The 14,698-nt window shown below is 41.2% G+C and carries 15 protein-coding genes; 14 read left to right on the forward strand and 1 reads right to left on the reverse strand.

The annotated features are described in order from the left end of the window. Positions 1–332 precede the first annotated feature (332 nt). From mnmG to glmU, 14 genes are all read left to right on the forward strand, one after another. Positions 333–2,216 carry a tRNA uridine-5-carboxymethylaminomethyl(34) synthesis enzyme MnmG gene (gene mnmG / locus HRT96_RS19245; protein WP_293159877.1) on the forward strand — a complete coding sequence of 628 codons (1,884 nt, stop codon included), beginning with the start codon at positions 333–335 and terminating at the stop codon, positions 2,214–2,216. Positions 2,217–2,409: 193 nt separating this feature from the next. Further along, positions 2,410–3,030 (forward strand): 16S rRNA (guanine(527)-N(7))-methyltransferase RsmG, encoded by a 621-nt coding sequence (rsmG, locus tag HRT96_RS19250; RefSeq protein WP_293148774.1) that lies wholly within the window; start codon positions 2,410–2,412, stop codon positions 3,028–3,030. A 12-nt stretch (positions 3,031–3,042) separates the two neighbouring features. Next, positions 3,043–3,846: a ParA family protein gene (locus tag HRT96_RS19255; protein ID WP_293148775.1), complete on the forward strand. Its 804-nt coding sequence runs from the start codon at positions 3,043–3,045 to the stop codon at positions 3,844–3,846. Next, on the forward strand, positions 3,843–4,736 hold the full coding sequence (locus HRT96_RS19260) for a ParB/RepB/Spo0J family partition protein (RefSeq protein ID WP_293159879.1): 894 nt from the start codon (positions 3,843–3,845) through the stop codon (positions 4,734–4,736). The genes HRT96_RS19255 and HRT96_RS19260 overlap by 4 nt, the downstream gene beginning before the upstream one ends. Before the next feature lie 388 nt (positions 4,737–5,124). Then, a complete protein-coding gene (locus tag HRT96_RS19265) occupies positions 5,125–5,514 on the forward strand; it encodes an ATP synthase subunit I (protein WP_293148777.1) in 390 nt (129 codons plus the stop codon). A 3-nt stretch (positions 5,515–5,517) separates the two neighbouring features. Next, positions 5,518–6,294, forward strand: a complete 777-nt coding sequence (gene atpB, locus HRT96_RS19270; protein ID WP_293148778.1) for a F0F1 ATP synthase subunit A — start codon at positions 5,518–5,520, stop codon at positions 6,292–6,294. 51 nt (positions 6,295–6,345) lie between these two features. Further along, on the forward strand, positions 6,346–6,588 hold the full coding sequence (gene atpE, locus HRT96_RS19275; protein WP_006034084.1) for a F0F1 ATP synthase subunit C: 243 nt from the start codon (positions 6,346–6,348) through the stop codon (positions 6,586–6,588). Between the two features lie 37 nt (positions 6,589–6,625). Next, positions 6,626–7,096 (forward strand): F0F1 ATP synthase subunit B, encoded by a 471-nt coding sequence (gene atpF / locus HRT96_RS19280; protein WP_006034085.1) that lies wholly within the window; start codon positions 6,626–6,628, stop codon positions 7,094–7,096. A 14-nt stretch (positions 7,097–7,110) separates the two neighbouring features. Beyond that, positions 7,111–7,644 (forward strand): F0F1 ATP synthase subunit delta, encoded by a 534-nt coding sequence (gene atpH, locus HRT96_RS19285; RefSeq protein WP_293159881.1) that lies wholly within the window; start codon positions 7,111–7,113, stop codon positions 7,642–7,644. A 12-nt stretch (positions 7,645–7,656) separates the two neighbouring features. Then, complete coding sequence (gene atpA, locus HRT96_RS19290; protein WP_293148780.1) at positions 7,657–9,198, forward strand: F0F1 ATP synthase subunit alpha; 1,542 nt, start codon at positions 7,657–7,659, stop codon at positions 9,196–9,198. 48 nt (positions 9,199–9,246) lie between these two features. Continuing rightward, positions 9,247–10,113, forward strand: a complete 867-nt coding sequence (gene atpG / locus HRT96_RS19295; protein WP_293159883.1) for a F0F1 ATP synthase subunit gamma — start codon at positions 9,247–9,249, stop codon at positions 10,111–10,113. Positions 10,114–10,142: 29 nt separating this feature from the next. Beyond that, on the forward strand, positions 10,143–11,528 hold the full coding sequence (atpD, locus tag HRT96_RS19300) for a F0F1 ATP synthase subunit beta (protein ID WP_293159885.1): 1,386 nt from the start codon (positions 10,143–10,145) through the stop codon (positions 11,526–11,528). 15 nt (positions 11,529–11,543) lie between these two features. Continuing rightward, positions 11,544–11,969 carry a F0F1 ATP synthase subunit epsilon gene (locus tag HRT96_RS19305; protein WP_006034090.1) on the forward strand — a complete coding sequence of 142 codons (426 nt, stop codon included), beginning with the start codon at positions 11,544–11,546 and terminating at the stop codon, positions 11,967–11,969. A 161-nt stretch (positions 11,970–12,130) separates the two neighbouring features. Beyond that, on the forward strand, positions 12,131–13,495 hold the full coding sequence (glmU, locus tag HRT96_RS19310) for a bifunctional UDP-N-acetylglucosamine diphosphorylase/glucosamine-1-phosphate N-acetyltransferase GlmU (RefSeq protein WP_293159888.1): 1,365 nt from the start codon (positions 12,131–12,133) through the stop codon (positions 13,493–13,495). A gap of 72 nt (positions 13,496–13,567) precedes the next feature. Here glmU and nadE read toward each other — a convergent pair whose 3' ends face one another. After that, entirely contained in the window at positions 13,568–14,404 is an 837-nt protein-coding gene (gene nadE / locus HRT96_RS19315) for an ammonia-dependent NAD(+) synthetase (RefSeq protein WP_293159890.1), read from the reverse strand. Between the last annotated feature and the right edge of the window lie 294 nt (positions 14,405–14,698).

Raw genomic sequence — 14,698 nt, forward strand, 5'->3', positions numbered from 1 at the left:
CTTGTGATCAACCTATAGTTATCCATGTAGAATAAATACAGTAACCGAGGCCCTGTGTATAACTAGGCTATTTACACCCAGCTTATACGTAACAAGCCCAAGCCTTACTAACAGTAAGTGATCGACGCTAAATACATGATCTTCCTAGATCAAAGTGAGTTATCAACAGATCAAGGCGATCCTAATAATAGATCTAATAAGATCTCTTTTAAGATCTTTAAGATCAACAGTTGGATCTAAATAAAAATATAATTAAGATCATTTGCATCTGTGGGATAAAACCGTAGACTGTGCCGCTCTGAATATACCGCCAAATAAAACCGAGGTGATACATGGCATACCATGAACAATTTGAAGTTATCGTCGTAGGTGGCGGACATGCAGGCACAGAAGCCGCTGCCGCTGCTGCTCGTATGGGACGAAAGACATTATTATTAACCCATAACATCGATACGCTAGGACATATGTCCTGTAACCCAGCAATCGGTGGTATCGGTAAAGGCCATCTGGTTAAAGAAATTGACGCACTTGGCGGCATCATGGGTCAAGCAACTGACCTCGGCGGAATTCAATTTAGAACGTTAAATTCAAGTAAAGGCCCTGCTGTTCGTGCAACGCGTGCCCAAGCGGATCGTTTGTTATATAAATCAGCGGTACGTCAGAAACTTGAAAATCAACAAAACCTCACGATATTCCAACAATCAGTTGATGATCTTATTATTGAAAATGATCGTGTCGTGGGGGTGATGACTCAAGCCGGTTTATCGTTTAGAGCGAAATCAGTGGTATTAACCGTCGGTACTTTCCTTGACGGACTTATTCACATTGGCTTACAAAACTATCCTGGTGGTCGCGCGGGTGATCCTGCCTCGGTATCATTGGCTGCCCGTCTACGTGAGTTACCCATCCGTACAGGTCGTTTAAAAACCGGTACTCCGCCGCGTATTGATGGTCGCACCATTGATTTTTCTGTCATGGAAGAGCAACACGGTGATAAACCAACACCGGTATTTTCTTTCATTGGCAGCCGTAAAGATCATCCCCAACAGATACCTTGTTACATCACTCATACCAATAATAAAACTCATGATGTGATCCGCAGTGGTATGGATCGTAGCCCAATGTACACTGGTGTGATCGAAGGCATTGGCCCACGTTACTGCCCATCGATCGAAGATAAGATCACGCGGTTTGCAGATAAAGAATCACATCAGATTTTTATCGAGCCAGAAGGCTTAACAACGCATGAAGTTTACCCTAACGGCATCTCAACGAGCTTGCCTTATGATGTGCAAGTCGATCTTGTTCGTTCGATCCGCGGTTTAGAGAATGCCCACATTACGCGTCCTGGTTATGCGATCGAGTATGATTACTTCGATCCCCGTGATCTTAAATTGACGTTAGAAAGTAAATTTATCGAAGGCTTGTTCCTTGCGGGTCAAATTAACGGGACCACGGGTTACGAAGAAGCGGCGGCACAAGGTCTACTTGCTGGTTTAAATGCCGCACGTACAGCACGAGAAGAAGATACATGGCACCCACGCCGTGATCAGGCTTACTTGGGTGTGTTAGTCGACGATCTGGCCACATTAGGGACCAAAGAACCGTACCGTATGTTTACCAGTCGTGCTGAATACCGCTTAATACTGCGTGAAGATAACGCGGATGCGCGTTTAACAGAGCAAGGCCGTGAACTCGGTTTAGTTGATGATCATCGCTGGCAGGTGTTTAACGAGAAAATGGAAGCCATTGAACTGGAACAACAACGTTTACGCTCAACTTGGATCAATCCGAATAAAGCATTCGCGGATAAGATCAATGCAATACTGGCTAAACCACTATCACGTGAACATACCTTAGAAGATCTTCTGCGTCGTCCTGAAGTAACCTACAACGCCTTGATGACAATTGAAGAGCTGGGTCCTAAGCTAGAGCATGAATCGGCTGCAGAACAAGTTGAGATCACCATTAAGTACGAAGGTTACATCAATCGTCAGAAAGCTGAGATTGAAAAGCAACTGCGTCATGAAAATACCTTATTGCCAACGGATTTAGATTACGCCAAAATTAAAGGCCTTTCTAATGAAGTGGTTGCTAAGTTAGTCGAGGTTAAACCACAAACAATTGGGATGGCATCGCGTATTTCAGGCATCACACCTGCTGCAATTTCAATTTTGTTAATTTATTTGAAAAAGCAAAACCTACTCAGCAAATAAATAATTAGTACAACAGCCACCGTTAATGCATTTTTCGGTGGCTATATAACCTCATTTTTGACATCATCCCCTAATTTGCAATGCTACTATTTAGTTAAGGTGCCTTTACCTTAATCTGTAGGTTGTCTTGTTCTTTTTTTCTACGATTTAATATTAACTTAGATAATCACGTTTTACCGGAGTAAATCACCCTATGATCAACCGTCTCGAAGCATTATTAGCCCAAACATCTTTGGTTGTGACTGATACCCAAAAGCAGCAATTAGTGGCATTAGTGAATTTGTTACATAAGTGGAATAAGGCATACAACCTGACTTCGGTACGAGATCCAGAAAATATGTTAATAAAACATATTATGGACAGTCTTGTCGTGAGCCCATACTTAGAAGGTGAACGTTTTATTGATGTGGGTACTGGCCCTGGCCTACCGGGTTTACCGTTAGCGATCATGAATCCAGATAAAGAATTTGTACTGCTGGATAGTTTAGGTAAACGTATTCGTTTTGTCACTCAAGCTGTGCACGAATTAAAATTAACTAACGTCACGCCTGTGCAATCTCGTGTCGAAGAGTATCACCCAGAAATTAAATTTGATGGGGTATTAAGTCGTGCGTTTGCTTCACTTGAAGATATGTTACATTGGTGTCAGCATCTACCAAAACCAGATGGATTGTTTTATGCGTTGAAAGGGGTGAAACCAACGGGTGAAATTAAAACATTAAATACTAAATTCAAACTGGAAGTTGCACATAAACTAACAGTGCCAGAGTTAGAGGGCGAACGTCATCTAATCGTCATGTCTGAGATTAAATAATAGGGAATATTTGTGGGCAAAATCATAGCAATAGCTAACCAGAAAGGTGGCGTAGGAAAAACAACGACTTGTGTCAATTTAGCAGCCTCCATGTCGGCGACTAAACGTAAGGTATTGCTGATTGATCTTGATCCACAAGGTAACGCAACCATGGGCAGTGGTGTCGACAAATATAGCGTCGAGTATTCTGCTTATGATTTATTGGTTGATGAAAAGCCAATAAAAGAGGTTGTTATTACTGAAACGTCGGGTAAATATCATCTGATCGCAGCGAATCAAGATGTCACTGCGGCAGAAATTAAGTTAATGGCATTCTTTGCCCGCGAGTTACGGTTAAAGAATGCATTAGCGGCGGTAAAAGACTATTACGATTATATTTTTATTGATTGTCCGCCATCACTAAACTTATTAACCATTAATGCCATGGCTGCTGCCGACTCAATTATAGTGCCAATGCAATGTGAGTATTATGCACTCGAAGGCCTTACCGCATTAATGGATACCACCAGTAAATTAGCCGCCGCTGTTAATCCTAATTTGAAAATTGAAGGCATATTACGCACCATGTATGACCCGCGTAATCGTTTAGCTTCAGACGTGTCCGAACAATTAAAGCAACATTTTGGGGATAAAGTCTATCGTACTGTGATCCCGCGAAATGTCCGTTTAGCTGAAGCGCCGAGCTTTGGTGCGCCTGCCATGTATTATGATAAATCATCTAACGGGGCTAAAGCGTATTTAGCGCTCGCGGGTGAAATTATTCGTCGTCAAGAATTAGCCCATGAACAGAGCGAACAGACAAAGGAACAAGCATGAACGTGAAAAAACGAGGGTTAGGCAAAGGTCTGGACGCTTTGCTCGGAACCAGTGCCATGGCAAGAACCAAAGAACAAACCGCTGATGATCTAGCGCAACCGACAGTAACGGTTGAGAATGAATTCAAAAAATTACCAATTGAATGGTTATATCCAGGCAAGTATCAGCCACGTAAAGATATGGCTAGCGATGCCTTAGATGAGTTAGCCGCCTCTATTACCGCACAAGGTATTATCCAACCAATTGTTGTTCGTGAATTAAATCCCCAACAGTTTGAAATTATAGCCGGGGAACGTCGTTGGCGTGCTGCGCAATTAGCGGGTTTAAGTAAAGTCCCTTGTATCGTCAAAGATGTGGCTGACGAAGCGGTGATGGCGATGTCTCTGATTGAAAATATTCAACGAGAAGACTTAAATGCAATGGAAGAATCAACTGCATTACTGCGTTTAATTGAAGAGTTTTCATTAACGCATCAACAAGTCGCTGATGCAGTAGGTAAATCACGCGCCTCGGTATCGAATTTATTACGCTTAAATAGTCTCAATAATGACGTGAAAACGTTGCTTGAACATGGCGACATTGAGATGGGTCATGCCCGTGCATTATTGGCACTTGAAGGTGAGCTGCAATCACAAGCTGCAAGCAATATTGCCCAACGTGGTTTAACTGTTCGCGATACCGAAAAATTAGTGAGAAAGCTACTGGAACCGAAAGTTGAAATAAGCCCAATAAAGGTAAAAGATCCCGATGTTATTAACCTAGAATATCGCTTATCGGAACGATTAAAAGCCAAAGTTATCATCAAACAAGGTGCAAATGGCTGTGGGAAGCTAACCATTGACTATACTAGCCTTGCTGAATTGGATGATATAGTTGCAACTTTGGGTTAATTTTTAATCTCCAGATGATAAAGATCAAATTAAGTTAATATTTTTAAAAATGCAGTTATGAGTCAATAAATAGACTTAGCTCAGTAAGATACGCTTTTGTTTACAATTATCTTCACTTGAAATATCAAAGGTTTATATTTTATCTGATGTCAAAATAACTTTATTTCATAATAACCACGTTGTTTAGAATTTAATATTATAAGGGCGGTACTCATTAGTGGGTAACGCCTGTCATATCTCATTTTTCAGAATATTACACTTAGCTTTCCTTATCTGTATTGCAATGAGTTGCATTAGCACCACTTCAACGTATAATTTATCCTGCTTTTAGAAGCGTTTTTGTATATTTTTTTTGAATGCTTCAAAAAGATTGTTTTAGGGGTTTATTGTGTCAAACAAATTAGCAATGAATGCGTTCAATCAAGCTATTAAATTGATTGTGTTTCAGGTGCTATTAGTGGCCGTTTGCGCGTTAACCTTTTTGTTTATTGATGGAGAGCTTTCTGCTCGTTCTGCAATTTTTGGTGGCATTATTTATGTCTTACCAAATTACATCTTTACCCGTTTGGCTTTCCGGTTTATGGGCGCCAGACAGATTCAAGATGTTGTAGCATCATTTGCATTAGGTGAAACGTTAAAATTGGTACTGACAGTTGTGTTCTTTATTGTGGTATTAGGTTTCGTTAAGGTGAATTATCTTCCCCTTTACGTGACGTTCTCATTAGCAATCGGCTCACAATTATTTGCTCCTTATTTTATGAACAAAAAACTGGGATGAAAAATGTCTGTAACAGGTGAAGCACTAACGTCGACCCAATATATCCAACATCACTTAACTAATTTAGCGGTTGGTGAAGGATTTTGGACTTGGCACCTAGACACACTTTTCGTAACCCTTGCTTTAGGGATTTTATTCTTAGGGACATTCTATCGAGTTGGTCAGAAAGCGACTACGGGCGTACCAGGCAAATTTCAATGTTTTGTTGAAATGTGTATCGAGTTCGTTGACAATATCGTGAAAGAATCTTTTCATGGTCGTAATGCGTTAATCGCACCGTTGTCATTAACTATCTTCATGATGGTTATTCTGATGAATACAATGGATTTGGTTCCTGTGGATTTCATTCCTGAAGCCGCAAAAGCAATGGGAATTGACTACATGAAAGTTGTTCCAACAACGGATTTAAATACTACCTTCGCTATGTCGATTAGTATTTTTCTTCTTATTGTTGGTTTCAGCATCAAGGTTAAAGGTGTCAAAGGGTTCGCTCGCGAACTGACTATGAACCCATTTAACCACTGGTTATTTATTCCTTTTAACTTTGCACTGGAAATGGTTACTTTACTGGCTAAGCCTATTTCATTAGCGCTTCGTTTGTTTGGTAACATGTACGCAGGTGAGCTGATCTTTATTTTGATCGCGCTTATGCCTTGGTACCTTCAGTGGGGACTAAGTGTGCCATGGGCGATTTTCCATATTTTGGTAATCGTTCTACAAGGGTTTATCTTCATGATGCTGTCTATGGTTTATCTAAGCAGTGCATGTGAAGATCATTAATTTATAAACACAAATTTTAATTAAAATTTTTTATCTTATTTGGAGAATAAAATGGAAATTGTATCAGCTACTATCTTTGCTGTTGCTATCTTACTAGGTTTTGCTGCATTCGGTACAGCAATCGGTTTCGCTATCTTAGGTGGCAAATTCCTAGAGTCTTCTGCTCGTCAACCAGAGATGGCGCCAGCATTACAAACTAAAATGTTTATCGTTGCTGGTCTTCTTGATGCGATCTCTATGATTGCAGTTGGTATCGCATTATTCCTATTATTCGCGAACCCATTCATCGCTTAATCAGCTTTTGGTCCACTACTAACCAAGGAGGTTCGTTGTGAATATCAACGCAACTCTTTTAGGCCAAGCGATTTCGTTTACGTTATTCGTACTATTTTGTATGAAATATGTATGGCCACCACTGATTGCGGCTATCGAAGAACGTCAACAGAAAATTGCCGATGGTCTTGCAAGTGCGGATAAAGCTGCTAAAGATTTGAAGCTAGCGGAAGCTAAAGCAACAGATCAATTGAAAGATGCTAAAGCGCAAGCGGCAGTTATCATTGATGCAGCAAATAAGCGTAAATCTCAAATTGTCGATGAAGCTAAAGAAGAAGCAAATGCAGAGCGAGCTAAAATTCTTGCTCAAGCAGAAGCTGAAGTTGAAGCTGAACGTAATCGTCTAAAAGAAGAATTACGCAAACAAGTAGCTGGTTTAGCTATTGCCGGTGCTGAAAAAATTATCGAACGTTCTATTGATGCCGCTGCTAACAGTGACATCGTTGACAAAATCGTTGCAGAACTTTAACAACTGGGGGGCTTATGTCTGATTTGACTACTATTGCTCGTCCATATGCTAAAGCTGCATTTGATTTTGCCGTTAAGGAACAGGCTATTGATAAATGGCAAGAAATGTTAGCGTTTACGGCGGAAATTGCAGTAAATAAAGATATTTCTACATTATTAAATGGTGCTGTAAGTGCTCACTCTATTGCTGATACTTTTATCAAGGTAGCTGATGAGCAACTTAACGAATCAGGCCAAAACTTTATTAAAGTATTGGCCGAGAACGCTCGTTTAAGCGCATTACCAAACATTGTTACTTTATTTGCATACTACAAAGCGGAGCATGAGAAATCTGTTGAAGCTGACGTTACTTCTGCAATGCCATTAACGGCAGAGCAAGAAGCAAATATTGTAATCGCGTTGGAAAAACGTTTAGCACGCAAAGTTAAGTTAAATTGCAACGTTGATAACACATTAATTGGTGGTTTGATTATTCAGACTGGTGATTTAGTTATTGATGGCTCTGTACGCGGTAAGTTAAATAAACTTGCGGAAGCGCTACAATCGTAATTGGGGAATAGCATGCAACTGAATTCTACAGAAATCAGTGATCTGATCAAACAACGTATTGAAAAATTCAGCGTTGTTAGTGAAGCAAGAAATGAAGGTACGATCGTTTCAGTAAGCGATGGTATTATTCGTATTCATGGCCTTGCAGACTGTATGCAAGGCGAAATGATTGAATTACCTGGCAACCGTTTTGGTATCGCACTTAACCTAGAGCGTGACTCTGTTGGTGCGGTAGTAATGGGTTCTTACATGGGTCTTGCAGAAGGCCAAAAAGTACGTTCAACTGGACGTATTTTTGAAGTGCCAGTAGGTCGCAACTTATTAGGTCGTGTTGTAAACACACTTGGTGAGCCTATCGACGGTAAAGGACCTATCGACAACGATGGTTTCTCTCCTGTTGAAGTAATTGCACCGGGTGTAATGGAACGTAAATCGGTTGATCAACCTATCCAGATCGGTATCAAAGCGATTGACTCTATGATCCCAATCGGTCGTGGTCAACGTGAGCTTATTATTGGTGACCGTCAGGTTGGTAAGAGTGCTATCGCTATCGATGCAATCATTAACCAAAAAGACTCAGGCATCAAATGTATATACGTAGCAATCGGTCAGAAAGCTTCTACCGTCGCTCGCGTAGTACGTAAGCTTGAAGAACATGGCGCAATGGAAAACACTATTTTTGTTGTTGCAACGGCTTCTGAAGCTGCGGCACTACAATATCTAGCCCCATACGCTGGTTGTGCCATGGGTGAATACTTCCGTGACCGTGGTGAAGATGCGCTGATCGTATATGATGATCTGTCTAAGCAAGCCGTTGCTTACCGTCAGATTTCATTACTATTACGTCGTCCGCCAGGCCGTGAAGCATACCCAGGTGACGTTTTCTATCTGCATTCACGTCTACTAGAGCGTGCTGCTCGTGTAAACGTTGAATACGTAGAAGCATTCACTAAAGGTGAAGTGAAAGGTAAGACAGGTTCTTTAACTGCGCTACCTATCATTGAAACCCAAGGTGGTGACGTATCTGCGTTCGTACCAACGAATGTAATTTCGATTACCGATGGTCAGATCTTCTTGACTACAGAGCTGTTTAACTCAGGCACTCGTCCTGCGGTTGATCCAGGTATCTCTGTGTCGCGTGTTGGTGGTGCTGCACAAACGAAGATCATTAAGAAACTATCTGGTGGTATTCGTACCGCACTAGCACAGTATCGTGAATTAGCAGCATTTGCTCAATTCTCTTCTGACCTTGATGATGCAACGCGTAAGCAGCTTGATCATGGCGCAAAAGTTACTGAGCTAATGAAGCAAGGCCAATATGCTCCAATGACTGTTGCTGAGCAGGCTCTATCTTTATATGCAGCAGAAACTGGCGCATTAGAAGATGTCGCAGTTAACAAAATTGTTAGCTTCGAAGCGTCTCTACAAGCTTATGCTAAAGCAGAACACGCTGATTTACTTGCTTCTATTAATGAAACAGGCGCGTACGACAAAGATGTTCAAGCTAAGCTATCAAGCTTAATTGAAAGCTTTAAGTCTACACAAACCTGGTAAGAGCGGTGGCAGCCTTTGCTGCCACAGTTAGCTTAATAGGAGAAGCAAATGGCCGGCGCTAAAGAAATTAAAAACAAGATCGGGAGTATTACTAATACTCAGAAGATCACCAGCGCAATGGAGATGGTTGCCGCGAGTAAAATGCGTAAAGCACAAGATCGCATGGCAGCTAGTCGCCCATACGCTAACACAATGCGCAGAGTGATCGGTCATCTCGCCGAAGGTTCTCTAGAGTACTCTCATCCGTACCTAGAAGAGCGTGAAGTGAAACGTGTTGGTTATATTGTGATTTCAACTGACCGTGGTCTATGCGGTGGCTTGAACATTAACCTTTTCAAAAAGACTATCGCTGATATGAAGGGATGGTCTGACAAAAAAGTAGATATCGATTTAGGCCTAATAGGTGCTAAAGCCGGTTCATTTTTTGGTCGTGTAGGCGGAAACGTGGTGGCTAATATTGCTAACCTCGGTGAAGAACCTGCACTAGACGATTTGATTGGTTCTGTTCGAGTTATGCTCGAAGCATACGATAATGGGAAGTTGGATCGCTTATTCGTTGTATATAACAAATTTGTTAATACAATGACGCAAGAACCAACTATCGATCAACTACTGCCGTTGCCTGCATCGGAAGAAAATGAAGCATTACCGAAGCATGGCTGGGATTACCTATATGAAGGTGAACCTGCTGAGCTTTTAACTAAATTATTAGTTAGATTTATTGAATCTCAAGTGTATCAAGGTGTTGTTGAAAACGCTGCATCAGAACAAGCAGCGCGTATGTTTGCAATGAAAAATGCAACTGACAATGCTGGTGACATTATTGATGAGCTGCAGTTAATTTTTAACAAAGCCCGTCAATCTGCCATTACACAAGAGATTTCTGAAATTTGTGCTGGTGCTTCAGCGGTTTAGGCAAACTTGTAAAGTTTAGAGGATTTAAAATGAGTACTGGTATTATTGTCCAGATCATCGGTGCAGTTGTGGACGTTGAGTTTCCACAGCAATCCGTACCTCAAGTGTACGATGCACTGACATTTGACGACACTGACCTATCTGAATTGGTGCTGGAAGTTCAGCAACAAATTGGTGGTGGTGTTGTTCGTTGTATCGTTATGGGTTCAAGTGACGGTCTACGCCGAGGCCTTAAAGTAACTAACACTGGTAGCGCGATTAGCGTGCCTGTTGGTGACGAATGTCTTGGTCGTATTGTAAACGTACTTGGTAACCCTATTGACGGTAAAGGCGCTATCCCGACAGATGTGCGTTATGAAATTCACCGTGCAGCCCCTTCTTATGAAGAGCAGTCACTTTCTAACGAATTGTTAGAAACGGGTGTTAAAGTTATCGATCTGATTTGCCCATTTGCTAAAGGTGGTAAAATCGGTCTATTCGGTGGTGCCGGTGTTGGTAAAACCGTAAACATGATGGAACTGATCAACAACATCGCTAAAGCTCACTCAGGTTTATCTGTGTTTGCTGGTGTTGGTGAGCGTACTCGTGAAGGTAACGATTTTTACTACGAGATGGAAGAAGCTGGCGTACTTGATAAAGTAGCCATGGTTTACGGCCAAATGAATGAGCCTCCAGGTAACCGTTTACGTGTTGCTTTGACTGGTTTATCGATGGCTGAGCGCTTCCGTGACGAAGGTAAAGATGTATTATTATTCATCGATAATATCTATCGTTACACACTTGCGGGAACTGAAGTATCTGCATTGTTAGGTCGTATGCCATCAGCAGTAGGCTACCAGCCTACACTTGCTGAAGAAATGGGTATCCTACAAGAACGTATTACTTCAACTAAGAGTGGTTCAATTACATCTATCCAAGCGGTATACGTACCTGCGGATGATTTAACGGATCCATCTCCAGCAACAACATTTGCTCACTTAGATGCAACAGTTGTACTGAACCGTAATATTGCTTCAATGGGTATGTACCCTGCGATCGACCCACTAGATTCTACTTCTCGTCAGTTAGACCCTCTAGTAGTTGGTCAAGAACATTACGACATCGCTCGTGGCGTTCAAGGTGTACTACAGCGTTATACTGAGTTAAAAGACATCATTGCGATCCTAGGTATGGATGAGCTATCTGAAGAAGATAAGCAAATCGTATCTCGTGCTCGTAAGATCCAACGTTTCTTGACTCAACCGTATCATGTTGCAGAAGTATTTACGGGTGACCCAGGTGTTCTAGTATCATTGAAAGAAACGCTACGTGGCTTTAAAGGCCTACTAGCAGGTGATTACGATGATCTTCCTGAGCAAGCGTTCATGTATTGTGGTTCAATCGACGATGCTGTTGAAGCTGCGAAGAAAATGTAACTAAGCGAGGGCACTATGGCTATGACTTTTGATTTGAATGTAGTAAGCGCTGAAGGAGTGTTATTTTCCGGCCGTGCTGAAAGCGTTCAAATTACCGGTTCTGGTGGAGAGTTCGGTATTTTAGCCGGTCACACTCCACTACTTACTGGTATAGTACCTGGCATGGTGCGCTTGGTTAAACAACACGGTGAAGAAGAAATTATCTTCGTATCTGGTGGTACTTGTGAAGTACAACCGGGTGAAGTTACCGTTCTGGCTGATACTGCAATTCGTGCAGAAGATCTAGATTTAGCCAAAGCGCAAGAAGCCAAAAGACAAGCTGAAGAACTGCTTAACAATTCTGCAACTAATCAAGATGTAGATTACGTTCAAGTAGCCGTTCAGCTGGCTGATGCTATTGCTCAATTGCGCGTGCTTAAATTGGTTAAAAAATTCAATTAGTTTGAATTTTTAATTGAACACGTTCAGTTGTCATAAAGCGACCTTAGGGTCGCTTTTTTTATGCCTTTAATACACACAGCATATTGTTAAATTTAATAATTCCCTATAACCTGAACATACTATTTATATTTTCAATGTCATCATTCAGATAAGAGCCCATTATGCCTATTAGTGTTGTTATTCTTGCCGCTGGTAAAGGAACGCGTATGCGTTCAGATCTCCCTAAAGTTCTTCACCCTATCGCTAAAAAACCAATGGTCCAACATGTTATTGATACCGTAAAACAGTTAGATGTTAACGATATCCACTTAGTCTATGGCCATGGTGCAGAATTACTAAAATCGCGGATCAAAGATGAAAAATTAGATTGGGTGCTGCAAGCCGAGCAATTAGGGACTGGGCATGCAGTACAGCAGGCGGCGGATCAATTTAAAGCAGATGAACAGATATTGATATTGTATGGTGATGTGCCATTAATTAGCCAAGAAACGCTAACACATTTATGTCAATCTCAGCCTGAAGGTGGTATTGGTTTACTTACTGTGAAATTAGATAATCCGATGGGCTATGGCCGCATTGTCCGTGATGGCGACACGGTTGTCGGTATTGTAGAACAAAAAGATGCATCAGCAGAACAACTTAAAATTAATGAAGTTAACTCCGGTATTCTCGTTGCTAATGGGGCCGATTTTCAACACTGGTTGTCTTTGTTAGATAATAATAATGCGCAAGGTGAATATTACTTAACTGATGTAATTGCACTTGCGCATAAAGCCGGTCGCACGATTAACGCGGTTCACCCGATTGCAAATATTGAAGTTGAAGGTGTGAACAACCGTATGCAGTTGGCGGAACTAGAACGCGCATACCAACAATTACAAGCATATAAACTCATGGAACAAGGCGTGACTATGCTTGATCCACGCCGTTTTGATTTACGCGGTGAAGTGAATGTTGGTAACGATGTTACCTTTGATATTAATGTGATCATCGAAGGCAAAGTAACGATTGGTCGTGGTGTCACTATCGGTGCTAACTGTATTTTAAAAGATTGTCATATTGGTGATAACTCTGAGATTAAACCAAATTCAATTATCGAATCAGCGACAATCGGTGCTGATTGTAGTGTTGGCCCATTTGCACGTTTACGTCCTAATACAATATTGGAAGACGATGCACATGTAGGCAACTTCGTTGAACTGAAAAAAACAACGTTAGGTAAAGGTTCTAAAGCCGGTCATCTTGCTTATCTTGGTGATAGCATGATTGGTGAAAACGTAAATATTGGTGCGGGTACGATTACTTGTAACTATGATGGGGTAAATAAATTCCAGACGGTGATTGAAGATGGCGCATTCATTGGTTCTGATAGTCAATTGATCGCGCCTGTTACTATTGGTAAAAATGCCACTATTGGTGCCGGATCTACTATTGCGAGAGATGTAGCTGCCGATGAACTGGTGATCACTCGAGTAAAACAACGTCATATCAAAAATTGGCCAAAACCAACTAAAATTGTAAAGTAAGCGTTAAAGTCATTGTCGCGATAAAAAGCAGAGAGTTATCTCTGCTTTTTTGTATTCGTCATTAACTACGCATTACACTGGTGTTGGAATTGGATTACGCTTATGAGTCGTTTTTTTATAGGTATCGATAATTTTAGTTTCAGCTTTAATATCGATGTCTTTCCCTTCTAAGAAATCATCAATTTGATCGTAAGTCACACCGAGTGCCACTTCATCTTCAAGTTGCGGGCGATCTTCTTCTAAATCTGCAGTCGGTATTTTTTGATAAACCTCTTGTGGAGCCCCCAAAAATTCGGCTAGCGCTCTAACTTGGCGTTTATTTAAACCAAATAGCGGCGCTAAATCACAAGCCCCATCACCATGCTTAGTAAAGAAGCCGGAAATGTTCTCTGCACTATGATCGGTTCCCGGTACTAAACCACAATATAACCCTGCAATTTCATATTGTGCAATCATCCGCATTCTTGCTTTGACATTACCTTTATTAAAATCTTGGTTGAATGCGGTGCTTTCTGGTAATCCAGCGGCCTTCACGGATCTGAGTACCTCGGCATGAATACTATCTGCACCTGACTGAATATTGACTGTGACGGCTGTTTTCGGGTTAATAAAGTTAAGTGCTTTTTGAGCATCATTTTCATCCGCCTGTACTGAGTAAGGTAAGCGCACGGCAATAAAATTATAATCATCATTACTGTGTTCAGTATTAAGCTCTTCAATCGCTAGTTGGCATAGTCGGCCACAAGTTGATGAATCAACACCACCACTTATACCTAATACTAAACTTTTTAATCCTGAGTTAGTTAATTGCTGTTTGATAAAGTTAATGCGACTACGGATCTCATCGGCGATATCGATGCTTGGTTTAACTTTCATCTCTGCGATAATTTGTTTTTTAAGTTCAGTCATGGGTCTATCTCCTTGGTTAAGGTTATTGTATCGCGATAAATGGACATTACTAGTTATCTGGCACCGTAAATGGCGACTTTTAAATGGGCAGATCCGTTATGTCGGGGTATTTATATACTATTAAGAGCGAAAAAAAACGGTTCTGTACTAAATCCATACAGCGATTGTTGTTTGTGAGGTTATTTACTAATAACGCTTGCCTATGTGATCGATTTCTCTATAATCGCTCCCACTGACACGGCAACAGCCGCTCAGTATGCTCTTTAACAATTTATTCAAGCAATCTGTGTGAGC

Source organism: Moritella sp., from assembly GCF_013215705.1.
Classification (GTDB): domain Bacteria; phylum Pseudomonadota; class Gammaproteobacteria; order Enterobacterales; family Moritellaceae; genus Moritella.

Coding starts and splice junctions, on each gene's coding strand:
- mnmG (WP_293159877.1), top strand. CDS start 333: ATGGCATACCATGAACAATTTGAAGTTATCGTCGTAGGTGGCGGACAT.
- HRT96_RS19305 (WP_006034090.1), top strand. CDS start 11,544: ATGGCTATGACTTTTGATTTGAATGTAGTAAGCGCTGAAGGAGTGTTA.
- atpB (WP_293148778.1), top strand. CDS start 5,518: ATGTCTGTAACAGGTGAAGCACTAACGTCGACCCAATATATCCAACAT.
- atpH (WP_293159881.1), top strand. CDS start 7,111: ATGTCTGATTTGACTACTATTGCTCGTCCATATGCTAAAGCTGCATTT.
- glmU (WP_293159888.1), top strand. CDS start 12,131: ATGCCTATTAGTGTTGTTATTCTTGCCGCTGGTAAAGGAACGCGTATG.
- atpD (WP_293159885.1), top strand. CDS start 10,143: ATGAGTACTGGTATTATTGTCCAGATCATCGGTGCAGTTGTGGACGTT.
- atpA (WP_293148780.1), top strand. CDS start 7,657: ATGCAACTGAATTCTACAGAAATCAGTGATCTGATCAAACAACGTATT.
- nadE (WP_293159890.1), bottom strand. CDS start 14,404: ATGACTGAACTTAAAAAACAAATTATCGCAGAGATGAAAGTTAAACCA.
- atpG (WP_293159883.1), top strand. CDS start 9,247: ATGGCCGGCGCTAAAGAAATTAAAAACAAGATCGGGAGTATTACTAAT.
- rsmG (WP_293148774.1), top strand. CDS start 2,410: ATGATCAACCGTCTCGAAGCATTATTAGCCCAAACATCTTTGGTTGTG.
- HRT96_RS19260 (WP_293159879.1), top strand. CDS start 3,843: ATGAACGTGAAAAAACGAGGGTTAGGCAAAGGTCTGGACGCTTTGCTC.
- atpE (WP_006034084.1), top strand. CDS start 6,346: ATGGAAATTGTATCAGCTACTATCTTTGCTGTTGCTATCTTACTAGGT.